Annotated in this window: 21 protein-coding genes; 9 read left to right on the forward strand and 12 right to left on the reverse strand. The window is 69.2% G+C overall.

Annotated elements, in window-relative coordinates; translation table 11 throughout:
* The first annotated feature begins 40 nt into the window (after window positions 1–40).
* Entirely contained in the window at window positions 41–769 is a 729-nt protein-coding gene (locus BLO63_RS15335) for a class I SAM-dependent methyltransferase (protein ID WP_091442235.1), read from the forward strand.
* A gap of 104 nt (window positions 770–873) precedes the next feature.
* On the opposite strand, the gene metW is transcribed toward BLO63_RS15335, so the two are convergent.
* Together metW and metX are read right to left on the reverse strand one after the other, a co-directional pair.
* Complete coding sequence (gene metW / locus BLO63_RS15340; protein WP_091442237.1) at window positions 874–1,524, reverse strand: methionine biosynthesis protein MetW; 651 nt, start codon at window positions 1,522–1,524, stop codon at window positions 874–876.
* Complete coding sequence (gene metX / locus BLO63_RS15345; protein WP_205409341.1) at window positions 1,524–2,711, reverse strand: homoserine O-acetyltransferase MetX; 1,188 nt, start codon at window positions 2,709–2,711, stop codon at window positions 1,524–1,526. The genes metW and metX overlap by 1 nt, the downstream gene beginning before the upstream one ends.
* Before the next feature lie 133 nt (window positions 2,712–2,844).
* Here metX and BLO63_RS15350 point away from each other — a divergent pair, with 133 nt between their 5' ends.
* From BLO63_RS15350 to BLO63_RS15360, 3 genes are all read left to right on the forward strand, one after another.
* Complete coding sequence (locus BLO63_RS15350; protein WP_091442242.1) at window positions 2,845–3,747, forward strand: chorismate mutase; 903 nt, start codon at window positions 2,845–2,847, stop codon at window positions 3,745–3,747.
* 76 nt (window positions 3,748–3,823) lie between these two features.
* On the forward strand, window positions 3,824–4,951 hold the full coding sequence (gene hisC, locus BLO63_RS15355) for a histidinol-phosphate transaminase (RefSeq protein WP_091442245.1): 1,128 nt from the start codon (window positions 3,824–3,826) through the stop codon (window positions 4,949–4,951).
* Window positions 4,941–5,876 (forward strand): prephenate/arogenate dehydrogenase family protein, encoded by a 936-nt coding sequence (locus tag BLO63_RS15360; protein ID WP_091442248.1) that lies wholly within the window; start codon window positions 4,941–4,943, stop codon window positions 5,874–5,876. Before hisC ends, BLO63_RS15360 begins: the two co-directional genes overlap by 11 nt.
* Window positions 5,877–5,893: 17 nt before the next feature.
* Here BLO63_RS15360 and BLO63_RS15365 read toward each other — a convergent pair whose 3' ends face one another.
* From BLO63_RS15365 to BLO63_RS15375, 3 genes are all read right to left on the reverse strand, one after another.
* The gene (locus tag BLO63_RS15365) at window positions 5,894–6,268 is read right to left on the reverse strand and encodes a VOC family protein (RefSeq protein WP_091442686.1); all 375 of its coding nucleotides are present in this window, start codon (window positions 6,266–6,268) and stop codon (window positions 5,894–5,896) included.
* Window positions 6,269–6,322: 54 nt separating this feature from the next.
* A complete protein-coding gene (locus BLO63_RS15370) occupies window positions 6,323–7,030 on the reverse strand; it encodes a helix-turn-helix transcriptional regulator (RefSeq protein WP_091442250.1) in 708 nt (235 codons plus the stop codon).
* 99 nt (window positions 7,031–7,129) lie between these two features.
* Window positions 7,130–8,620 (reverse strand): CoA-acylating methylmalonate-semialdehyde dehydrogenase, encoded by a 1,491-nt coding sequence (locus BLO63_RS15375; RefSeq protein WP_091442252.1) that lies wholly within the window; start codon window positions 8,618–8,620, stop codon window positions 7,130–7,132.
* A gap of 117 nt (window positions 8,621–8,737) precedes the next feature.
* Between BLO63_RS15375 and BLO63_RS15380 the strand changes: the two genes are divergently transcribed.
* Window positions 8,738–9,661: a LysR family transcriptional regulator gene (locus tag BLO63_RS15380; protein WP_091442255.1), complete on the forward strand. Its 924-nt coding sequence runs from the start codon at window positions 8,738–8,740 to the stop codon at window positions 9,659–9,661.
* Between the two features lie 15 nt (window positions 9,662–9,676).
* On the opposite strand, the gene BLO63_RS15385 is transcribed toward BLO63_RS15380, so the two are convergent.
* Window positions 9,677–10,111 carry a MerR family transcriptional regulator gene (locus BLO63_RS15385; RefSeq protein WP_091442258.1) on the reverse strand — a complete coding sequence of 145 codons (435 nt, stop codon included), beginning with the start codon at window positions 10,109–10,111 and terminating at the stop codon, window positions 9,677–9,679.
* A 79-nt stretch (window positions 10,112–10,190) separates the two neighbouring features.
* On the opposite strand from BLO63_RS15385, the gene BLO63_RS15390 reads away from it, so the two are divergent.
* Window positions 10,191–12,446: a heavy metal translocating P-type ATPase gene (locus BLO63_RS15390; protein ID WP_091442260.1), complete on the forward strand. Its 2,256-nt coding sequence runs from the start codon at window positions 10,191–10,193 to the stop codon at window positions 12,444–12,446.
* Window positions 12,447–12,562: 116 nt separating this feature from the next.
* Here the strand turns inward: BLO63_RS15390 and argH are convergent, their stop codons facing one another.
* Window positions 12,563–13,948 (reverse strand): argininosuccinate lyase, encoded by a 1,386-nt coding sequence (gene argH / locus BLO63_RS15395; protein WP_091442263.1) that lies wholly within the window; start codon window positions 13,946–13,948, stop codon window positions 12,563–12,565.
* A 27-nt stretch (window positions 13,949–13,975) separates the two neighbouring features.
* Between argH and tlpA the strand changes: the two genes are divergently transcribed.
* The gene (gene tlpA / locus BLO63_RS15400) at window positions 13,976–14,773 is read left to right on the forward strand and encodes a thiol:disulfide interchange protein TlpA (protein WP_244517898.1); all 798 of its coding nucleotides are present in this window, start codon (window positions 13,976–13,978) and stop codon (window positions 14,771–14,773) included.
* A 61-nt stretch (window positions 14,774–14,834) separates the two neighbouring features.
* On the opposite strand, the gene BLO63_RS15405 is transcribed toward tlpA, so the two are convergent.
* Complete coding sequence (locus BLO63_RS15405) at window positions 14,835–15,695, reverse strand: DMT family transporter (RefSeq protein WP_091442266.1); 861 nt, start codon at window positions 15,693–15,695, stop codon at window positions 14,835–14,837.
* A gap of 122 nt (window positions 15,696–15,817) precedes the next feature.
* On the opposite strand from BLO63_RS15405, the gene BLO63_RS15410 reads away from it, so the two are divergent.
* Entirely contained in the window at window positions 15,818–17,221 is a 1,404-nt protein-coding gene (locus tag BLO63_RS15410) for an aminotransferase-like domain-containing protein (RefSeq protein WP_091442268.1), read from the forward strand.
* A gap of 154 nt (window positions 17,222–17,375) precedes the next feature.
* Window positions 17,376–18,338 (forward strand): DMT family transporter, encoded by a 963-nt coding sequence (locus BLO63_RS15415; RefSeq protein ID WP_091442270.1) that lies wholly within the window; start codon window positions 17,376–17,378, stop codon window positions 18,336–18,338.
* Window positions 18,339–18,483: 145 nt separating this feature from the next.
* Here BLO63_RS15415 and BLO63_RS15420 read toward each other — a convergent pair whose 3' ends face one another.
* The 4 genes from BLO63_RS15420 to BLO63_RS15435 all read right to left on the reverse strand — a co-directional run bounded on the left by BLO63_RS15420 (window position 18,484) and on the right by BLO63_RS15435 (window position 22,052).
* A complete protein-coding gene (locus BLO63_RS15420) occupies window positions 18,484–19,365 on the reverse strand; it encodes a 3-hydroxybutyryl-CoA dehydrogenase (protein WP_091442273.1) in 882 nt (293 codons plus the stop codon).
* A gap of 47 nt (window positions 19,366–19,412) precedes the next feature.
* The gene (locus BLO63_RS15425; RefSeq protein WP_091442276.1) at window positions 19,413–20,369 is read right to left on the reverse strand and encodes an electron transfer flavoprotein subunit alpha/FixB family protein; all 957 of its coding nucleotides are present in this window, start codon (window positions 20,367–20,369) and stop codon (window positions 19,413–19,415) included.
* Window positions 20,370–20,371: 2 nt separating this feature from the next.
* Complete coding sequence (locus BLO63_RS15430) at window positions 20,372–21,121, reverse strand: electron transfer flavoprotein subunit beta/FixA family protein (RefSeq protein WP_091442278.1); 750 nt, start codon at window positions 21,119–21,121, stop codon at window positions 20,372–20,374.
* A gap of 211 nt (window positions 21,122–21,332) precedes the next feature.
* On the reverse strand, window positions 21,333–22,052 hold the full coding sequence (locus BLO63_RS15435; RefSeq protein ID WP_091442282.1) for a rhomboid family intramembrane serine protease: 720 nt from the start codon (window positions 22,050–22,052) through the stop codon (window positions 21,333–21,335).
* Window positions 22,053–22,074: the final 22 nt, after the last annotated feature.

Consider the following 22,074-nt stretch of genomic DNA (forward strand, 5'->3'; position numbering starts at 1 on the left):
TGATTTCAAGGCGTCATCGCTCAGGCTATAAGCTTCAGCCATGTATCCTGATGTCGTCGGCCTTCGCAGCTTCTATGCCCAACCCATCGGTGTGGTGACGCGCCGCCTTGTCGGGCGCGCCATCCGCGCGCGTTCGGGCAATGTGCGCGGCCTCTCCCTGCTGGGCATCGGTTATGCCACGCCCTATCTGGGCATGTTCCGTGAGGAATGCGAGCGGGCGCTCGCCTTCATGCCGGGCGCGCAGGGGGTGACGCGCTGGCCTTCCGCCGCGCCGACGCTCGCCGCGCTGGTCGACGAGACCGAGCTGCCGCTGCGCGACGGCATGATCGACCGCATCATCGCCGTGCATCTGCTGGAGATGACCCCCGAGGCGGGGGAGGTGCTGCGCGAGGTTTGGCGGGTGCTGGCGCCGGGCGGGCGGCTCATCTGCGTGGTGCCGAGCCGGCGCGGCATCTGGGCCCGCACCGAGAACAACCCGTTCGGGCACGGGCGGCCGTTCTCGCGCACCCAGATCACCGATCTACTGCGGCAGGCGCTGTTCACACCCGTCGGCTGGGACGAGGCACTCTACATGCCGCCCGTGCCGCGCAACTGGTTCCTGCGCTCGGCCGTGGCGTGGGAGCGGGTGGGGTCGACGCTGGCGCTGCCGTTCGCCGGGGTGCACATCGTCGAGGCGACCAAGCAGGTCTACAAGCCGGTGCCGACCAAGCGCCGCGCCCGGCTGCGGGTGTTCGAGCCGGTGCTGGCGCCGCAGCCGATGGGGGGATGAGCCTTACGAAGGACTGAGGCGGACTCGGCAGCGTAAATGCAGATTTGATCAGCGTCTTAGATACGATCGGCGGCCGCTTGCCTCGCGCGCTGACCGCGCCCCGCTCACCCCTTGCGCGAGAGCAGGAACACGGCCTGTTCGCCCAGCAGGTTCCACACCGCCCAGGGCAGGTTGAAACGCACCGGGTGGCCGTAGCCGTTCAGCGCGGCGGCGCGGTCGATCTGGGCGCCGACCTCCTCCACCAGCGCCACAAAGTCACGAATGGTGCAGAAATGGATGTTCGGCGTGTCGTGCCAGCTATAGGGCAGGTTTTCCGTGCTCGGCATGCGGCCATTGAGCAGCAGGTCGAGCCGCATCCGCCAGAAGCCGAAATTCGGGAAGGAGACGATGGCGTGGGTCCCCACGCGCAGCATTTGCTCCAGCACCCATTTTGGCCGGCGCGTCGCCTGGATGGTCTGCGAGAGGATCACATAGTCGAAGGAATTGTCGGGGTAGTCGGCCAGATCGACATCGGCGTCGCCCTGGATGATCGGCAGGCCGCGCGCCACGCCGGCATTGACGCCTTCACGCGACAATTCGATGCCGCGCGCGTCGCAGCCGCGCGTGGTGGCGAGCAGTTCCAGCAATTCGCCGTCGCCCGAGCCGACATCGAGCACGCGCGAGCCGGGCTTCACCATCTCGGCGATGAGCAGCAGGTCGACGCGCGCGCCAGCGACGCGGGCGGCTTCGCTCATGGTGAGGTCGCGCGCGGCCATCACAGCGCCCCCACGGCACGGGCGGCGGCGTCGATGAAGCCCCGCGTGATGGCGAAGAATTCCGGCTCGTCGAGCAGGAAGGAGTCGTGGCCCTTGTCGCTCTCGATCTCGGCGAAGGACACCTGCGCCCCGGAGGCGTTGAGCGCGTGCACGATGGCCCGCGAATCCGCCGTGGTGAACAGCCAGTCGGAGGTGAAGGAGACGAGGCAGAAGCGCGTCTTGCTGCCCTTGAAGGCATTGGCCAGCACGCCGCCATAGTCCGCCGCAAGGTCGAAATAATCCATCGCGCGGGTGACGTAGAGATAGGAATTGGCGTCGAAGCGGTCGACGAAGGCCTCGCCCTGGTGGCGCAGATAGGATTCCACCTGGAAGTCGGCGTCGAATGAGAAGGTGTGGCCGTCACGGTCCTGCAGCCGCCGGCCGAATTTCCGGTGCAGCGAGGAATCCGACATATAGGTGATGTGCGCGGCCATGCGGGCGACCGAGAGGCCGCGGCGCGGGCTGGTGCCCTCCTGCAGATAGCGCCCGCCGCGCCATTCCGGATCGGCCATGACAGCCTGCCGGCCGACCTCGTGGAAGGCGATATTCTGCGCCGAATGGCGCGCGGCGGTGGCGATGGGCATGGCGGCGAAGACGCGCTCGGGATAGCTCGCTGCCCATTGCAGAACCTGCATGCCGCCCATGGAGCCGCCAACCACAGCGAGCAGCTTCTCGATGCCGAGATGGTCGACCAGCATGGCCTGCGCCCGCACCATGTCGCGGATCGTCACAACAGGCAGGTCGAGGCCATAGGGCTGGCCGGTGGCGGGATTGGTCGAGGAGGGGCCCGTCGTGCCGAGACAGCCGCCCAGCACATTCGAGGCGATGACGAAGAAGCGGTCGGTGTCGATCGGCTTGCCCGGGCCCACCAGCGTCTCCCACCAGCCGGGCTTGCCGGTGACGGGATGGACATTGGCCGCGTGCTGGTCGCCGGACAAAGCGTGACACAGCAGAATGGCATTGGAGCGCGCCGCGTTCAGCGTGCCATAGGTCTGGTAGGCGATCTGGAACGGGGTCAGCACGCCGCCGGCGTCGAGCTGAAGCGGCATGTCGGCGCCGAAGCGCACCACGGCGGAGTGCGGGTGGTCCGCTTCGCCGCGGGCAGCCTCATAGGCCGGAAGATCGCGCAGGGCCGTGTTGTCGGACATGGGAACCGTCATACCGGACGAAGAGTTCGTTATACCGGACGATCGGATGATCCCACAGCCGGCACTTGTCAATAGAGGGCGCCCCCCGATTTTCTTTTGCGCGCGACGCGCGCGAAGGGTACGACATCGCCCGATGGACATGAAAGCCGATAGGCCCGAAGGGCCGCAAGCCGCCCTTTCGCCGGTCTGTGCGCCCACCGCGCCGGACCTCGGGACATTGCGCGCGGAGATCGACCGTATCGACGCGGCGATGCACGCGCTTTTGATCGAGCGCAGCCAGATCATCGACCGGCTGGTGGCGGTAAAGCGGGCGCAGGGCACAGAAGGCGGCTCGGCCTTCCGTCCGGCGCGCGAGGCCTCGATGATGCGCCGAATCGTCGACCGGCACCGCGGCATCCTCCCCCTCGACACGGTGGAGGGCATCTGGCGGGTCATCATCTCCACCTTCACCTATGTGCAGGCACCCTATGCCGTGCATGCCGACCTCGCCTCGGGCGAGGCGGCGATGCGCGATGCCTCGCGCTTCCATTTCGGCTTTACCGTGCCGTTCATCGGCCATATGGGCGCGGCGGGCGTGGTGGCGGCGGTGGCGCGCTCGCGCGGCGATCTCGGCCTGGTGCCGGCCTTCGCCTCGCCCTCCGCCGGCGCATGGTGGACGGCGCTGGAGGGCGCGCATGCGCCCAAGATCATCGCCCGCCTGCCCTTCGTCGAGCGGGCGGACCACCCCGCCGGCCTGCCGGTGTTCTGCATCGCCCATCCTGTGACGGACGGGGCGGTGACGGACGTTGAAACCTGGAGCCTGCATGTCTCCGGCTGGAACGCGCAGGCGGCCCGGGCGCTGGCGCCGCTCGCCGATGTGATCGCCGTGCCCGATCGCGGGCTCGACGGGGCGGCCCTGCTGGCCTCGATCCCGGTCGGCGGCGCGGCCAGTCTCGATACGGTGCTGGCGGCGCTGCGCGAAGGCGGCGCCTCGGTGCGCGCGGCGGCTCTCGTCGGCAGCCATGCGAGCCGCTATACCCACTCGCCGCAGAGCTGACGCCCGTCCCGCCTTCCGCCCTTCTTCCACCTCCATCCGTCCCTATCTGAGAACCGCCGCCCTCCGGAGCCCTGTCATGTCGTCCCCCGCCAGCCGCCCGTCCCGTCCCGTCCCGCGCGCCAGCGTCCTGGCGATCGAGGCCTATGTGCCGGGCAAGTCGCATGGCGGTTCGGGCGCGAAGGTGCACAAGCTCTCGGCGAATGAGAACCCGCTCGGCCCCAGCCCGAAGGCGGTCGCCGCCTTCCAGTCGGCCACCGCGCTGGAACTGTATCCCGACGGGTCCTCGATCAAGCTGCGCGAGGCGATCGCCGCGACCTATGGGCTCGACCCGGCGCGCATTGTCTGCGGAACCGGCTCAGACGAGCTGCTGATGCTGACCGCCGCCGCCTTCGCCGGCCCAGGCGACGAGGTGCTGTTTTCCCAGCATGGCTTCCTCGTCTACCGCATCGCCACGCTGGCGGCGGGCGCGACCCCGGTGGTGGCGCCGGAGAAGGACTATCGTTCCGATGTCGACGCGCTGCTGGCGGCGGTGACGGACAAGACCCGCGTGGTCTTTCTCGCCAACCCGAACAACCCGACCGGCACCTATCTTCCCTTCGACGAGGTGAAGCGGCTGCAGCAAGGCCTGCCGCCGCATGTGCTGCTGGCGCTCGATGCCGCCTATGCCGAATATGTCCGCCGCAACGACTACGAGGCCGGGATCGAGCTGGTGGCGACCTCGCCAAACGTGGTGATGCTGCGCACCTTCTCGAAGATCCACGGCCTCGCGGCGCTGCGGGTCGGCTGGCTCTATGGGCCGGCGGAGGTGGTGGACGCCATCAACCGGATTCGCGGGGCGTTCAACGTCTCAGCCCCCGGTCTTGCCGCCGCCGTGGCGGCGATCGAGGACACCGGCCATGTCGAGCGGGCGATTGCGCATAATGAGGAATGGCTGCCCTGGCTGACGCAGGAGCTGACCGCGCTCGGCCTCACCGTGACGCCGAGCGTGACCAATTTCCTGCTGGTGCATTTCCCCGATGCGCCGGGCCGCACGGCGAAGGAGGCCGACGCCTTCCTCGCCCAGCGCGGGCTGATTCTTCGGCGGGTGGATTCCTACGGCCTGCCGGGCGCGCTGCGCGTGACCATCGGCACCGAGGAGGCCAACCGCCTGCTGGTCGCGGCGCTGAAGGCGTTCATGGCCGGGGAGGCGGGCGATGGTGCTTGATCCGCCGCTCGCCCATCCGCTCATCGGCCGGCTGACCGTCATCGGTGTCGGGCTCATCGGCTCGTCCATCCTGCGTGCCGCTAGGGCGCGCGGGCTGGCAGGCACGCTGGTCGCCTTTGATGGCTCCGAGGCGGTACGCGCGCGTGCCGAAGCGCTTGATATTGCCGATCTCGTCGCGGCAACGCCGGCGCAGGCGGTGGCGGATGCCGACATCGTCATCCTGTGCGTACCGGTGGGCGCCATGGGCGCGGTGGCGCAGGCCATCGCCCCGCATGTGAAGGCAGGCGCCATCATCTCGGATGTCGGCTCGGTGAAGGGGGCGGTGGTGAGCGCGCTGCGCGCCCATCTGCCGGCCAATGTGCATATCGTCCCCGGCCACCCGGTGGCGGGCACCGAATATTCCGGCCCGGATGCGGGCTTCGCCACGCTGTTCAAGAATCGCTGGTCGATCCTCACCCCGCCCGAGGGCACCGACCCCGCGGCGGTGGCAACGCTGTCCGGGCTGTGGACCGCCATGGGCGCCAATGTCGAGACGATGACGCCGGAGCACCACGATCTGGTGCTGGCCATCACCTCGCATGTGCCGCACCTGATCGCCTACAACATCGTCGGCACGGCGGCGGACCTTGAGGCGGTGACGCAGTCCGAGGTGATCAAATATTCCGCCGGCGGCTTCCGCGACTTCACCCGCATCGCCGCCTCCGACCCGACCATGTGGCGTGACGTGTTCCTCAATAATCGGGAGGCGGTGATCGAGGTGTTGGGCCGCTTCACCGAGGACCTGATCGCGCTGCAGCGGGCGATCCGCTGGGCGGAGGGCGACAAGCTGTTCGAGCTGTTCACCCGCACCCGCGCCATCCGCCGCTCGATCATCGAGATCGGCCAGGAGACCGCCGCGCCAGACTTCGGCCGCTCGCACGATTGAGGCGCGCCGCCGCGTGGCTATTTGGTGTTGTTGGGCGCATAGACCCGCAGCCGGTGGCCATCGGGATCAAGCGCGACGAAGCTACGGCCGAAATCGAGATCGGTCGGCGGCAGGGCGATCGCCACCCCTTTTGTCGCCCATTTCTCATAGGCGGCATCGACGGCGGCGGGATCGGCGACCTTGAAGCCTATTTCGTTGCCGCCGGCGCGCAGATGCGGGCGCGGTGTCACCCCGTCGCGCTGCCACAGGCCGAGCATCATGCCCGGCGCGAGCGGCAGCAGGGCGAAGCCCGCGTTCTGCTCCACCGGCTCGCGTTCCAGCAGCGCGCCATAGAAGCGGGCGCTGGCGTGGGCGTCGTTCACATAGAGAAGAATGTTGCTTGCGTCGTTCATCGTCATCCCCCGAGCTTAGATGGGGAAAATAGGCGATGCTCCTGCCTGTTTATGTCAGCAGTCTTCGGCCGTCGCCCGTCCGACCGCCTGCTTGGCCTGCTTCCATTGCCGGATCAGTTCCGCTCGCCGCGCGGGGTAGCGGGCCTCCAGCACCTCCGCCTGCGCAATGCGGTCGGTGCGGAAGCTGCGGAAGGCGCTGCGCAATTCGCACCAGCCGATCAGCAGCCGCACCTGATCGAAAAAGGCCAGCGCGAAAGGCCACACGACGCGTTCGCTCGTGGCGCCGCCGGCGTCCTGATAGGTGAGCGCGAGCTTGCGTTCGGTGCGGATCGCCTTGCGTAGCACCACGGGGTCGATGGTATCGGCGGGAATGGGCGGGCCCGGCGCCACGAACAGCGCGGAGGCTTCCATCTCGGCTCGTAGCTCCACCGGTAGCACGGCGCCGATGCGGGCGAGGGCCGACAGCGCGGCCTCAGCCAGCCGCCCATCCGCACGGCCCGCCACCCAGCGCGAGCCGAGCACAAGCGCCTCGATCTCCTCGGGCGGGAACATCAGTGGTGGCAGCAGAAAACCGGGGCGAAGGACATAGCCGACCCCGGCTTCGCCCTCGATGGTCGCGCCCTGGGCCTGGAGGGTGGCGATGTCGCGATAGAGGGTGCGCAGGCTCACCCCGATCTCGTCGGCGAGAACCCGCCCGCTCACCGGCTGGCGGTGGCGGCGCAGGAGTTGCAGCAGATCGAACAGGCGCTCGGAGCGGGACATGCGCCGATCCTACTCTCACGCGCCGCTGTCCGAAAATGGCAGCAGCCTGCGCGGCGCAGCGTGTCTGCCGCGCGGCACAGGCCTTAAGCTGCTTATCCGTCAGCCGCTGGTCGGCATGACGAACTGGGCGCCCTCGCGGATGCCGGTGGGCCAGCGGGCGGTGGTGGTCTTCATCTTGGTGTAGAAGCCGACGCCCTCCATGCCATAGACGTTGCGGTCGCCGAACACCGAGCGCTTCCAGCCGCCGAAGGAGTGGAACGCCACCGGCACCGGGATCGGGACGTTGATGCCGATCATGCCGGCCTTGGCGTCGCGGTCGAAGGCGCGGGCGGCGTCGCCGTCGCGGGTGAAGATGGCGGCGCCATTGCCATATTCGTGGTCGTTGACCAGCTTGAGCGCGTCGTCATAGCGGTCGACGCGCACGACGGAGAGCACCGGGCCGAAGATCTCTTCCTTGTAGATCTTCATGTCGGGCGTGACCTTGTCGAACAGGCAGCCGCCGATGAAATAGCCGTTCTCATAGCCCTGCAGCTTGAGGCCGCGCCCGTCGACCACCAGCTCGGCGCCGGCGGCGACGCCGTCATCGACATAGCCGGAGACCTTGGCGAGGTGTTCCTTGGTGACGAGCGGACCCATCTCGCTCTCGCGGTCGAGGCCGGGGCCCACTTTCAGCGCCCGCACCTTCGGCACCAGCTTTTCCATCAGCGCGTCGCCGACGCCGCCGACCGCCACCGCGACCGAGACCGCCATGCAGCGCTCGCCGGCCGAGCCGTAGCCGGCGCCCATCAGCGCGTCGACGGTCTTGTCGAGATCGGCGTCGGGCATCACCACGAGGTGGTTCTTGGCGCCGCAGAGCGCCTGCGCCCGCTTACCGTGGGCGGCGGCGGTCTTGTAGACATATTCGCCGATGGCGGTGGAGCCGACGAAGCTGACCGCGGCGACATCGGGATGGGTGAGGAGGGCGTCGACCGCCTCCTTGTCGCCCTGCACGACGTTGAACACGCCCGCCGGCAGGCCGGCCTCGGCGAGCAGTTCCGCCAGCATCAGCGAGGGGGTCGGGTCCTTCTCGGAGGGCTTGAGCACGAAGGCGTTGCCGCAGGCCAGCGCCACCGGGAACATCCACATCGGCACCATGACGGGGAAGTTGAACGGGGTGATGCCGGCCACCACGCCGACGGGATGGCGGGCCGAGAACACGTCGACGCCGCGCGCCACCTGCTCGGTGAAATCACCACGCAGAAGATGCGGAATGCCGCAGGCGAACTCGACCACCTCAATGCCGCGGGTGACTTCGCCCTTGGCATCCTCGAAGGTCTTGCCGTGCTCGCGGGTGATGGCTTCCGCCAGCGCGTCGATGTCGCGTTCCAGCAGCGCCTTGAACTTGAACATAATGCGGGCGCGGGTCAGCGCCGGCGTGTCGGCCCAGCCGGGGAACGCCTTGGCGGCGGCGGCGACCGCCTCGCCCACTGTGGCCGTCGTGGCGAGCAGCGTCTCGCCGGTCTGCGCGCCGGTGGAGGGATCGAACACCGGGGACGTGCGCCCCGCCGTGGTCACCACCTTGCCGCCGATGTAATGCCCGATGACCGCCATGGCGATCTCTCCCTCTGGTTTTCCTGCCTGCGGTTGTGCTTGTCGAAAGTCGTCACTTCAACGACGATGTTTTCGCATCCGTTGTGCGGCTGCGCACATTGCGATAGGCAGGGTGCCATGGATTGGGACCATCTGCGCATCTTTCTCGCGGTTGCCCGTGCCGGCCAGATGCTGGCGGCGGCACGGCAGCTCGGGCTGGACCACGCCACCGTCGGCCGGCGGCTCGGCGCGCTGGAGGCGAGCCTCGGCTCCAAGCTGCTGGAGCGCCGCACTACCGGCAGCGAGCTGACGCCCGCCGGCGAGCGGCTGCTCGCCCATGCCGAGCGCATCGAGACCGAGATGCTGCAGGCGCAGTCGGCGCTGGGCAATGTTGATCTCGCGCTCGCCGGAGCGGTGCGGATCGGCGCGCCGGACGGGTTCGGCACCTATTTCCTCGCCCCGCGTCTCGGACGTCTGGCCGAGGATCATCCCGGCCTCTCCATCCAGCTGGCGCCGCTGCCGCGCAGCTTCTCCCTGCCCAAGCGCGAGGTGGATATCGCCGTGACCCTGCAGCGACCGAGCGAGGGGCGGCTGGTGGCGCGCAAGCTCACTGACTACACGCTCGGCGTCTATGCCTCGCGGGACTATCTCGCCCGCACTGGCCCCATTGCGACGCTGCGCGATGTCACCGGCCGGCTGCTCGTCACCTATGTGCCTGATCTCGTCTATTCGCCGGCGCTCGACTATTTCGAGGTGTTTCGCGAGGTGGAAGCCCGCCGGATGGAATGCGCCAGCGTGGTCGGGCAGATGGAGGCGGTGCGCGCGGGCGGGGGCATCGGCATCCTGCACGACTATGCGGCGCTGGATCACCCCGAGCTGGTGCGGCTGCTGCCCGAGCTGAGCTTCCGACGCGCCTACTGGCTGGTGACGCATGCCGACATCCGCGATTTAAGGCGCATCCGCACGGTGGAAGACTTCATCGCCGCAGCGGTGCGCGAGGCGCGTGCGGGCTTTACCCGGGAGCCGGTGGCGCCGGAGGACGCGCGGATGGCGGAGGCCTGAGCGGTACCGGCTAGTTTATGCCCGTCCGCCCTCATGGTGCGCGCATTCGCCGTGGTCGGCGAGGATTTCGATCACCCGGCAGCTGGCGACATGGCCATGCGAGCAGCCCTCGACCATGCGCTGAAGTTCGGCGCGCAGGGCGGTGAGGCTGGCGATCCGGCGTTCCACCGTGACGAGGTGGTCCCGCGCGATGGCGTCGGCGGCGGCGCAAGGCTGGTCCGGTTGGTCCTGCAGCTGCAGCAGGGTGCGGATGGCGTCGATCTCGAAGCCCAGCTCACGCGCATGACGGATGAAGGCCAGCCGTCGCAGATCCGCCGCCCCATAGGAACGGCGCCCGCCTTCCGTGCGCGGTGGCGCGGGGAGCAGTCCGATCTCCTCATAATAGCGGATGGTCGGCACCTTCACCCCGCTTTCCCGTGCCGCCTCGCCGATTGTATAGGCTCCCGTCATTTCGCGCTTGCTCCTCTAGTCGCTAGAGGAAGTACGTTCCCCCTGCCGCCGATGCAAGGGTGGCACAGGAGAGACGATCATGCCGGCGATGAAGACCCGCTACCGTATCGAGGGCATGGACTGCGCGTCCTGCGCCATGAAGATCGAGACGGCGGTGCGCCGCGTCGAAGGCGTGGCCGACGTATCGGTCGCGGTGGCGGCCGGCACGATGACGGTGGGCCATGACGGCGCCGACCTCGTGCTTCTTGAGCGGCGCGTCGCGGGGCTCGGCTATGGCATTTCGCCCCTGCCGACCGCGACGAAAGCCGCGACCGGCACCCCCGCCGCGCCGACGCACGCTGATGAACAGGCACATGGCCATGGTCACGACTGCGGTCACGACCACGGTCATTCGCACGCGGGGCACGAGCACGGCGATCCCGCCCACGCGGCGGCAACCCCGAGCGCGCACGACCATGCGCATCTCGCCGGCGATGGTCCCTGGTGGACCAGCGGCAAGGCGCGGCTCACCCTTGCCTGCGGCGCGGCGCTGGCGGTCGCCTATGGGCTCGGCCATTTCTACCCCGTCCTCGATCCGTGGATTTTCATCGCCGCCCTGTCGATCGGGCTCGTCCCGATCGCGCGCCGGGCAGTGATGGCGGGGCTTTCCGGCACGCCTTTCTCCATCGAGACGCTGATGACCATCGCCGCTATCGGTGCCGTGCTCATCGGCGCCTCGGAGGAGGCGGCGGCCGTGGTGTTCCTGTTCCTCGTCGGCGAGTTGCTGGAAGGCGTCGCCGCCGGCCGGGCGCGCGACTCCATCCGCGCGCTCACCGCGCTGGTGCCGAAGACCGCGCGCCTCCTCGCGAACGGGGCGACGCGCGAGGTGCCGGCAGAGAGCCTCCGGATCGGCGACGTGATCCTCGTCCGCCCCGGGGAGCGCCTGCCGGCCGATGGCGCGGTGCTGGAGGGCGCCGGTTCGGTGAACGAGGCGCCGGTGACGGGCGAGAGCGTGCCGGTGACCAAGCAGGCGGGCGACAGCGTGTTCGCCGGCACGGTGAATGGCGAGTCGGCTCTCACCATCCGCGCCACCACGGCGCCTTCCGACAACACCATTGCCCGTGTGGTGCGGCTGGTGGAGGAGGCGCAGGAGAGCAAGGCGCCAACCGAGCGCTTCATCGACCGCTTCGCCCGCTGGTACACGCCCTTTGTCGTTGGCCTGGCGACGCTGGTGGCGGTGGTGCCGCCGCTGCTCTTCGGCGCCGGCTGGGATGAATGGATCTATAAGGGCCTCGCTCTGCTGCTGATCGGCTGCCCCTGCGCGCTTGTTATTTCCACCCCCGCCGCCATCGCGGCTGGGCTGGCGGTGGGGGCGCGGCGCGGCCTGCTGATCAAGGGCGGGGCGGTGCTGGAGACGCTGCGTACCATCAATGCCGTGGCCTTCGACAAGACCGGCACGCTGACCGAGGGCAAGCCCGAGGTGACGGACATCATTCCCTTCGAGGGCGACGAGGCGACCCTGCTCGCCCGCGCCGCCGCGCTGGAATCCGGCTCCACCCATCCGCTCGCCAACGCCATTCTCACGGAAGCAGCGGCGCGCGCGCTCGCCGTGCCGCCGGTGCGCGAGGCGGGCGCGCTGGGCGGCGAGGGGGTAAGCGGCACGGTGGATGGTGTGGCGCTGTTCCTCGGCTCGCCAAAGGCGGCCGGGGCGCGGGCCACGCTGACCGAGGCGCAAAGCGCCGCCATCGCCGCGCTCAACGAGGCCGGCAAGACGGTGGCGGTGCTGCTGGCGGACGGGCGCGCTCAGGGGCTGATCGCCCTGCGCGACGAGCCGCGCGCCGATGCGCGGGCCGGCCTCGATGCACTCAAGGCGGCCGGCATCCGCACGCTGATGCTGACCGGCGACAATGAGCGCACGGCGCGGGCGATCGGCGCGGATCTCGGAATCGAGGTGCGGGCCGGGCTGATGCCGGCCGACAAGCAGCGCATCGTCGGCGAGTTGCAGCGCGAGGGGCTGAAGGTCGCCAAGGTCGGCGACGGCATCAATGACGCGCCGGCGCTCGCCGCCGCCACGGTCGGCATCGCCATGGGCGGGGGAACGGATGTGGCGCTGGAGACGGCGGATGCTGCCGTTTTGCATGGAAGGGTGGGCGATGTCGCGGCGATGATCGCGCTCTCGCAGGCCACCCTGCGCAACATCCACCAGAACATCACCCTCGCGCTGGGGCTGAAGGCGGTGTTCCTCGTCACCACCCTCATCGGCCTCACCGGACTCTGGCCCGCCATCCTCGCCGACACCGGGGCCACCGTGCTGGTGACGGCGAACGCCTTGAGATTGCTGGGGCGGAAGGCGTAAAAACACGTCGTCCCGGACGGCCGCAGGCCGATCCGGGACCGTTCGGCGCCGGTCGACGGCGCGCGATCCCGGCTCTGCGCTTCGCTTCGGCCGGGATGACGCCCTGTAGTCCAGCCTCACGCCTTCGCCAGTTGCTTCAGCCAGCGCTTGGCCTGGGTGCGGACATTCTTCGGCGCCGTGCCGCCATAGGAGACGCGGCTGGCGACCGATTTGGACACGGAGAGCACGCCGAACACCTCCTTGGTGATGCGCGGCTCCACCGACTGCATCTCGGCCAGCGAGAGCTTGTGCAGCGGGGCGTCCTTGGCGGAGGCGAGACCGACGATGCGGCCGGTGACGTGGTGCGCCTCGCGGAAGGGCAGGCCGAGCACCCGCACCAGCCAGTCGGCGAGATCGGTGGCGGTGGAATAGCCCGCGCCGGCCGCCGCCTTCATCCGCTTCTCGTCCGGCACCATGTCGCGCACCATGCCGGATGTGGCCGCGATCATCAGCGAAAGGGTGGAGAGCGCGTCGAACGTGCCTTCCTTGTCCTCCTGCATGTCCTTGGCATAGGCCAAGGCGAGGCCCTTCATCACCATCAGCAAGCCATTGAAAGCACCCGCGATTCGCCCGATCTTGGCGCGCACCAGTTCGGCCGCGTCCGGGTTGCGCTTCTGCGGCATGATCGAGGAGCCGGAGGTGAAGCGGTCGGAGAGCTTCATCAGCCCCACCAGCGGCGAGGTCCAGATGACGATCTCCTCGGCGAAGCGGGAGAGGTGCATGGCGGCGATCGAAGCGCTGGCCAGTGTCTCCAGCACGAAGTCGCGGTCGGAAACGGAATCGAGCGAATTGGCCGTCGGACGGTCGAAGCCGAGGGTGCTGGCGGTGGCGAATCGGTCGATCGGGAACGAGGTGCCGGCCAGCGCGGCGGCCCCGAGCGGGCACTCGTTGAGCCGGGCACGGGCGTCGCGGAAGCGGCCGCGGTCGCGCCCGAGCATCTCGACATAGGCCAGGAGATGGTGTCCGAAGGTAACGGGCTGGGCGGTCTGCAGATGGGTGAAGCCGGGCATGACCGTGCCGGAATAGAGCAGCGCCTTCTCGGCAAGTGCCTGCTGCAAATCCCGAATCTGCGCGTCAAGCGTGTCGATCGTATCGCGCACATAGAGCCGGAAATCGGTCGCCACCTGGTCGTTGCGCGATCTCGCGGTGTGGAGGCGGCCGGCGGGGGCGCCGAGGAGGGTGGCGAGGCGCGATTCCACGTTCATGTGGATGTCTTCCAGCGCCCGCTGGAAGGTGAAATCGCCCGATTCGATCTCTGACAGGATCGTGTCTAGACCGGCGGCGATCTTTTCGGCATCAGCCTTGTCGATGATCCCCTGCGCCGCCAGCATCGAGGCATGCGCCTTCGATCCCGCAATGTCCTGCGCATATAGGCGCTGGTCGAAACCGATGGAGGCGTTTATTTCCTCCATGATCGCATCGGGCCCGGTCTCGAAGCGGCCGCCCCACATCTTGTTGCTCATGTTAGACTTTTCTCCGCGAGGACGGCCATGACCGAACGACCTGAGGAGGCGAGGGAACCGGCAAGCGAGGTTCCGCCGCGCCGCATGGGCCGCTTCGCCCTGCTGCTGGCGGCCGCCTTGGTGGCGGGCGCCGTCGCCGGGCTGGCAGGCGTATACGGGATAGGGGGCGGGCCGCGCAACGTCGTTGCCACCGTGCCGGCCACCGGCCCCGCCGCAGCGCCCTCGCCGGGCGTCGCCGGCAAGGCCGGTCAGGCCGGTGTGGTGGACGATCAGTGCGGTGTGGCCAGCGACGCCGGCAAGCGCCTCGCCAGCTTCGCCACCGGCGAACTCGCCGCCTTCGCCCCGACGGAGAAGCCGACCCGGATTCCCGACCTCGCCTTTCTCGGCCCCGACGGCCAGCCGACCCGGCTGTCGCAGGTCGGCGGCGACGGGCTGAAGCTGGTCAATATCTGGGCGACCTGGTGCGTGCCCTGCCGCAAGGAGATGCCGGCGCTCGACGAGCTGCAGGCGACGCTCGGCAGCAAGGGGAGGGACGGCGCGCCGGGCTTTGAGGTGATCACGGTCAATATCGACACCCGCGACCCGGCCAAGCCGAAGACCTTCTTCGAGGAGACGGGGCTGAAGCACCTCGCGCTCTACACCGACCCGAAGGCGCAGGCCTTCCAGGATCTGCGCGTGGTCGGGCGCGGCTTCGGCCTGCCCACCACCATGCTGATCGACGCGCAGGGCTGCGAGCTCGGCCATATCGCCGGGCCGGCGGAATGGGCGAGCCCGGACGCGGTGGCGCTGGTGAAGGCGGCGCTGGCCGAGACGGCCAAGCGCTGAGGCGGGTCCAACCGGGCGCCGGGAGGCCCCCGCATCGGTCCTGTCATCGCCCACATGCTGGTCAGGCGGTCCGCTTGGCGGCGGCGACGCACAGCACGATGAAGCCGGTGACGGCCACCATGGCGATGGGAACGGGTTCGTGCAGCAGCGCCCCCGCCAGTGCCAGGCCGAAGAAGGGCTGCAGCAGCTGCAGCTGCCCGACCTTGGCGATGCCGCCCAGCACCAGGCCGCGATACCAGAACACGAAGCCGACCAGCATGCTGAAGACCGAGACATAGGCGAGGCCCAGCCAGGCCGGGGCGCCGATGCCCTGCCATGTCGGGGGCTGGGTGACGAGCGCGATCGGCACCATAATGGGGAGCGCCAGCGCCAGCGCCCAGCAGATCACCTGCCAGCCGCCCAGCCGGCGGGAGAGCACGGCGCCTTCCGCATAGCCGAGGCCGCACAGGACGACCGCCGCCACCATCAAAAGGTCGCCCACCCCCGATCCCGAACCGCCCTGCGCGAGGGCGAAGCCGACCACCGACAGGCTGCCCAGCAGCGAGAAAATCCAGAAGCCCAGCCTTGGCCGCTCGCCGCCGCGCAGCACGGCGAAGGCTGCCGTGGCCAGCGGCAGGAGGCCGATGAAGACGATGGAATGGGCGGAGGTGACGTGCTGGAGCGCCATCGCCGTCAGCAGCGGAAAGCCGACGACGACACCGACCGCCACGATCAGCAGCGCGACGAGGTCGGACGCCGCCGGGCGGGGCTGGCGCAGCGCCAATAGCAGCGCCCCGCCGAGCAGCGCGGCGATCACTGCGCGGGCGCTGGTGAGGAAGACGGGCTCGAAACCGCCGACCGCGACCCGGGTGGCCGGCAGCGAGCCGCTGAAAATGACCACACCGACAAGGCCGCTGCCCCATCCCCTTGATGTCTGTTGCATCGTCCCGCCCGCGTGAAGGAGCGGCAGACCTAGCCGTTCCGGCCTTGGCCGGGACAGGCACGCCCGGTACAATCGCTGCCGAACTGTATGCCTTTGTTTGCCATACAGTTGGGAGCACGGCGATGGCCAGGCATTCGACCCGAACCCATGATGTGATGGCGGCGATCCTCGACCAGATCGCCCGCCGCACCTTGTTGCCGGGCGACAAGCTGCCCTCGATCCGCCGCTTCGCCGCACGGATGAAGGTGTCGCCCTCGACGGTGGTGGAGGCCTATGACCGGCTGGTGGCGGAGGGGGCCGTGCGCTCCCGGCCGGGGTCGGGCTTCTATGTCTCGGCCGGGGCGGCGTCCCCGGCCGTCAACGAGCTGCAGCCGAGGGCGGACCGCGCCATCGACCCGCTCTGGGTGTCGCGGCAGTCGCTGGACGCCGCCGCGCAGACGCTGAAACCGGGATGCGGCTGGCTGCCGCCGGACTGGATGCCCGGCGCCATCCTCCGGCGCGCCTTGCGCGGCCTCGCCCGCGCCGATGACGCCCTGCTGGCCAATTATGGCGGCACGCAGGGGCTGCTGCCGCTGCGGCAGTTTCTGGCCCGCCGCTGCGCCGGCGAGGGGCTGGACCTCAGCCCGGAGCAGGTGCTGCTGACCTCGTCCGGCACGCAGGCGATCGACCTCATCTGCCGGTTCCTGCTGCGGCCCGGCGACACGGTGCTGGTCGATGATCCCTGCTATTTCAATTTCCAGGCGCTGCTGCGCGCCCACCAGGCCCGGATCGTCAGCGTGCCCTATACGCCGGCCGGGCCGGACATGGCGCGGTTCGCCGAGATCCTGACCGAGCAGCGGCCGAGGCTCTACATCACCACGTGTGGCCTGCACAATCCGACCGGGGCGACGATGTCGGCCCAGACGGTGCACAAGGTGCTGACGCTTGCCGCGGCGCATGGGCTTGTCATCGTGGAGGACGACATCTTCGCCGAATTCGAGCCCGAGCCCTCGCCGCGCCTGGCAGCGTTTGACGGTCTCGTCAACGTCATCCGCATCGGCAGCTTTTCCAAGACGCTGTCGGCTTCCGTCCGCTGCGGCTATATCGCGACGCGGCCGGACTGGATCGAGGCGCTGGTCGATCTGCAGGTGGCGACCCAGTTCGGCGGGGCGAGCCCGCTCGCCTCCCAGCTGGTGTTCGACAGCCTGATGGACAGTGGCTATCGCCGGCACATGGCGGCGCTGCGGGGGCGCCTTTCCCGCGCCCGGCGCGACACCCAGGCCCGGCTGGCGGAGCTCGGCATTCGAACCTGGGTGACGCCGCGCGGCGGCTTCTATCTCTGGTGCCAGCTGCCCGATGGCCGTGACGCGGCGCGGCTGGCGCAGTTCGCGCTCGGCGAAGGCGTGATCCTGGCGCCGGGCAATGTGTTCAGCCCGGCGCAGCAGGTCCCCGATTTCATCCGCTTCAATGTCGCGCAGATGGACGATGCCCGCATCTATGCCGTGCTCAGGGCCGGTCTGTCGGCCCGTCTCGTGGCCGCTTCTTGAGCCGACCTGCCGGGGGATGGCGCCTATGGCGACCCATCCGGGCCGACGAACGGCCGGTGACGCCGCCGCGCCACGCCGCGCGCCCGACAAAATCGGGTGGCGCGCCGCCCATGGAAGGACTAGAACGCCGCTCACCCCTGCAGGAGCGTGCCCCATGTCCGCCTCGAGCCCCGTCCACCGCACCGGGCTCGCCACGGCGATCGCCGGGCCGCTGCCGATGGCGCCCTCCGACTGGGCGGCGCTGGCGCTGCTGGGGGTGATCTGGGGCGGCTCGTTCTTCTTCGGCAAGGTGGCGATCGCCGAGATTCCCCCGCTCACCATGGTGCTGACGCGGGTGGCGATCGGCGCGCTGGCGCTGTGGATCATCGCCCGGGCGCGCGGCATCCACATGCCGATGAACCGGCGGCTGGCGGGCGAGTTCCTGCTGCTGGCGGTGATCGCCAACATCATCCCCTTCGGGCTCATCGCCTGGTCGCAGCAGCATCTGCCGAGCGGGCTGTCCTCCATCCTCAACGCGGCGACGCCGCTGTTCACCGTGCTGGTGGCGCAGGCCTTCACTCATGACGAGAAGTTCACCCTCGGCAAGCTGATGGGGGTGAGCCTCGGCTTTCTCGGCGTGGCCGTGATGATGGGGCCGGCGCTGCTCGGCCAGCTCGGCGGGCATGAACTGCCGGCGCAGCTCGCCGCCATCGGCGCCACCGTGTCCTACGGTTTCGCGGCGGTCTATTCCCGGCGCTTCCGGCATCTGCCGCCGCTCGGCATCGCCATGGCGCAGCTGGCCACCTCCAGCCTGCTGCTGCTGCCGGCGGTGGTGCTGATCGACCAGCCGTGGCTGCTGCCGGCGCCGTCCCTGCCGGTGATCGGCGCGCTGCTGGGGCTCGGCGTGCTCTCCACCGGGCTGGCCTATATCCTGTATTTCCGCATCGTCGGCCGCAATGGGGCGACCAATATCTCGCTGGTGACGTTCCTGGTGCCGGTGAGCGCCATATTGCTCGGCGCGCTGGTGCTGGGCGAGGCGCTGGAGCCGCGCGAATTCGCCGGCTTCGCCATCATCGCGCTGGGGCTGGCGGCGATCGACGGAAGGCCGGCGCGGTGGGTAAGGGGCAAGATGGGGTAGGGGCCTTCGGACGTCATCCCGGACGGCCGCAGGCCGATCCGGGATCGCCGACCGGATCTCGACTGCCACGCGATCCCGGCTCTGCGCTTTGCTGCGGCCTGGATGACGGACGTTCAGTGTGTCAGCGTGCCGGCGTGCCCCGCCTCTAGCGGGTCGGCACCGGCTTTTCGCCGCGATAGTCGTAGAAGCCACGCTGGGTCTTGCGGCCCAGCCAGCCGGCCTCGACATATTTCACCAGCAGCGGGCAGGGGCGGTACTTCGAATCGGCCAGTCCCTCATGCAGCACCTGCATGATGGAGAGGCAGGTATCCAGACCGATGAAATCGGCCAGCTGCAGCGGGCCCATCGGGTGGTTGGCGCCCAGCCGCATGGCGGTGTCGATGGCGTCCACCGAGCCGACGCCCTCATAGAGCGTGTAGATCGCCTCGTTGATCATCGGCAGCAGGATGCGGTTGACCATGAAGGCGGGGAAATCCTCCGCCACCGCATAGGTCTTGCCGAGCCGGGTGATGAAGCCCTTGGACAGCTCGAAGGTCTCGTCCTCGGTGGCGATGCCGCGCACCAGCTCCACCAGCTGCATCAGCGGCACCGGATTCATGAAGTGAATGCCGATGAAGCGCTCGGGCCGGTCGGTGGAGGCGGCCAGCCGGGTGATGGAGATCGAGGAGGTGTTGGTGGCGAGGATCGCCTCCGGCTTCAGGAACGGGCAGATGGAGTTGAAGATGCGGCGCTTGATCTCTTCCTTCTCCACCGCCGCCTCGATCACTAGGTCGACCTCGGCGAGGTCGGCGGCCTGGTCGGTGCCGTGGATGCGGGCGAGCGCGGCCTTCTTCTCGTCCTCGGCATAGAGGCCCTTGGAGACCTGCCGCGACATGTTGCCGTTGATGGTGGCGAGGCCGGACTTGATGCGGTCCGCCTCAAGGTCGTTCAGCACCACGTCATAGCCGGCGAGCGCGCACACATGCGCGATGCCATTGCCCATCTGGCCGGCGCCGATGATGCCGATGCGCTTGATCTCGAAAGCCATTGCCACGTCCGTTCTGCCCCTGCGGAGGGCGGCAGTATAGTGTCCCGTCAGGCTTTTGCCTTAGCTATTTCGGCCTGCAGCGCCGGCACGATCTCGAACAGGTCGCCGACCAGCCCGTAATCCGCCACCTGGAAGATCGGCGCGTCCTCGTCCTTGTTGATGGCGACGATGACCTTGGAATCCTTCATGCCGGCGAGGTGCTGGATGGCGCCTGAAATGCCGAGCGCGACATAGAGGTCGGGCGCCACCACCTTGCCGGTCTGGCCGACCTGCCAGTCATTCGGGGCGTAGCCGGCATCGACCGCCGCGCGCGAGGCACCCACCGCCGCGCCGAGCGCATCGGCCAGCGGCTCGACAATGGCGTGGAAGTTCTCCGCCGAGCCGAGCGCCCGTCCGCCGGAGACGATGATGCGGGCGGCGGACAGGTCCGGGCGGGCACTGGCGGCGATCTCCTCGCCGAGGAAGCTGGCGCCGCCGGCGGGCGCGGCGTCCGCAACCGCGCGGATCGGCGCCGCATTTCCCTCGCCGGCGGCGGCGAAGGAGGCGGTGCGGATGGTGAGCACCTTGGTGGCGTCGGTGGCGCGCACACGCTGCAGGGCGTTGCCGGCATAGATCGGCCGGTCGAACGTATCGGGCGCGATGACGGCGATCACGTCGGAGACCTGCATCACGTCGATCAGCGCGGCGATGCGCGGCATCACGCTCTTGCCGAAGGCGGTCGAGGGGGCGACCAGCGCGCCATAGGCCGGGGCCAGCGCGACGCCCAGTGCCGCCACCGGCTCGGCGAGGCGGTGGGCATAGGCCGGGCCGTCGGCGAGCAGGACTTCCGCCACGCCGTCGAGCCGGGCGGCGGCCTGCGCGGCGGCCTGCGCGTTCTCGCCCGCCACCAGCACATGCACCGGGGCGCCGAGCGCCAGGGCGGCGGTGAGCGCGCGGGCCGTGACCGGGTTCAGGCTGGCATCGTCATGTTCGGCGAGCAGCAGGGTGGGAAGGGTGTCGGCCATGGTCAGAGCACTCCCGCCGTCTTGAGATGAGCGACCAGCTCGGCGGCGGACGCCAGCTTGATGCCGCCGGTGCGGCCCGAAGGCTCGGAGGTGGAGAGGATTTCCAGCCGGGGGGCGACGTCGACGCCGAGCTCGGCGGCGCTCTTTTCCTCGATCGGCTTCTTCTTCGCCTTCATGATGTTGGGCAGCGAGGCGTAGCGCGGCTCGTTGAGGCGCAGATCGGTGGTCAGCACCGCCGGGAGGGCGAGGCGCAGCGTCTGCAGCCCGCCATCGATCTCGCGGGTCACGTCCACCGTGCCCTCGCCGACGACGATCTTCGAGGCGAAGGTCGCCTGCGGCCAGCCGAGCAGGGCGGCGAGCATCTGGCCGGTCTGGTTGCAGTCATCGTCGATCGCCTGCTTGCCGAGGATGACCAGCGACGGCCCCTCGGCGGCAATGATCGCCTTCAGCAGCTTGGCGACGGTGAGCGGCTCGATGCCGGCCTCCTCGGTCTTCACCCAGATGCCGCGATCGGCGCCCATGGCCAGCGCGGTGCGGATGGTCTCGTCGGTCTTCACCGGGCCGATGGAGACGGCGATGACCTCGGAGGCCTTGCCGGCTTCCTTGAGGCGCAGCGCCTCCTCGACGGCGATCTCGTCGAACGGGTTCATCGACATCTTGATATTGGCCAGCTCGACGCCGGAGCCGTCGGCCTTGACCCGGATCTTGACGTTGTAGTCGACCACCCGCTTCACGGGCACGAGGATCTTCATCACCTGTCTCCCCCTCGGGCCGGGTGCAGGACCCCGCCTCTGGCAGCCGCGTTGGGGCAGGGGCCTCGCCCGCGCAAGGCCGCGCAGGACGCCGGGAAAGGGCGCGTGGGGGCGGTGCTTGGGGGGCGGGAGCAGCCTGCGAAAAGCGCCGGCAAACTAGGATTCGGCCCCGGCACTGTCAACGCTCACCCTGGCGTGCGCCAATCGCCGCTCACACCGGCGGGCGCCCGTCCGGCGTGCCGTCGCGCGTCATCACCCAGAGCGGCACGCCCGGCCGGCGCAGGAACACGATCAGCACCGCGCCGGCGACGAGCCCGGCGACATGCGCCCACCAGGCGGTTTCCTCGTCGCCGGACTGGAACAGGCTCCACAGCTGGAAGCCGATCCAGGCGCCCAGCGGCCAGATCGCCGGCACCCGCAGCGGCACGCGCAGGAACATCAGCACCCAGATCCGCACATTGGGGTGCAGCATGAGATAGGCCCCGACCAGCCCGGAAATGCCCGCCGAGGCGCCGACCAGAGGGGACGCCGAATCAGGCACGGCGAGGGAATGGGCGAGGCCGCCGGCGACGCCGCACAGCACATAGAACAGCAGGAAGCGGGCATGGCCGAGCGCGTCCTCGACATTGTCGCCGAACACCCAGAGGAAGGCCATGTTGCCGGCCAGATGCAGCCAGCCTCCATGCAGGAACATGTAGGTGACGAGGGTCAGCTCGGCCGGCAGGCGGACATATTCGTCCGGCAGCACCGCCGCATGCGTCACCACGGCGGGAATGGCGCCGAATCCAAAGGCGGAGGCGATGTCGAGCTCGGCGCGGTAGCCATGCTGCACCAGCACGAACACCAGCACATTCACCGCGATCAGCGCCCAGGTGACATAGGCGTGGGTGATGCCCTCCAGCGGATTGTCGTCGTTGAAGGGGATGAGCATGGGGGTACAGCGAATCTCGGAA

Source organism: Ancylobacter rudongensis (genome assembly GCF_900100155.1).
Lineage (GTDB): Bacteria > Pseudomonadota > Alphaproteobacteria > Rhizobiales > Xanthobacteraceae > Ancylobacter > Ancylobacter rudongensis.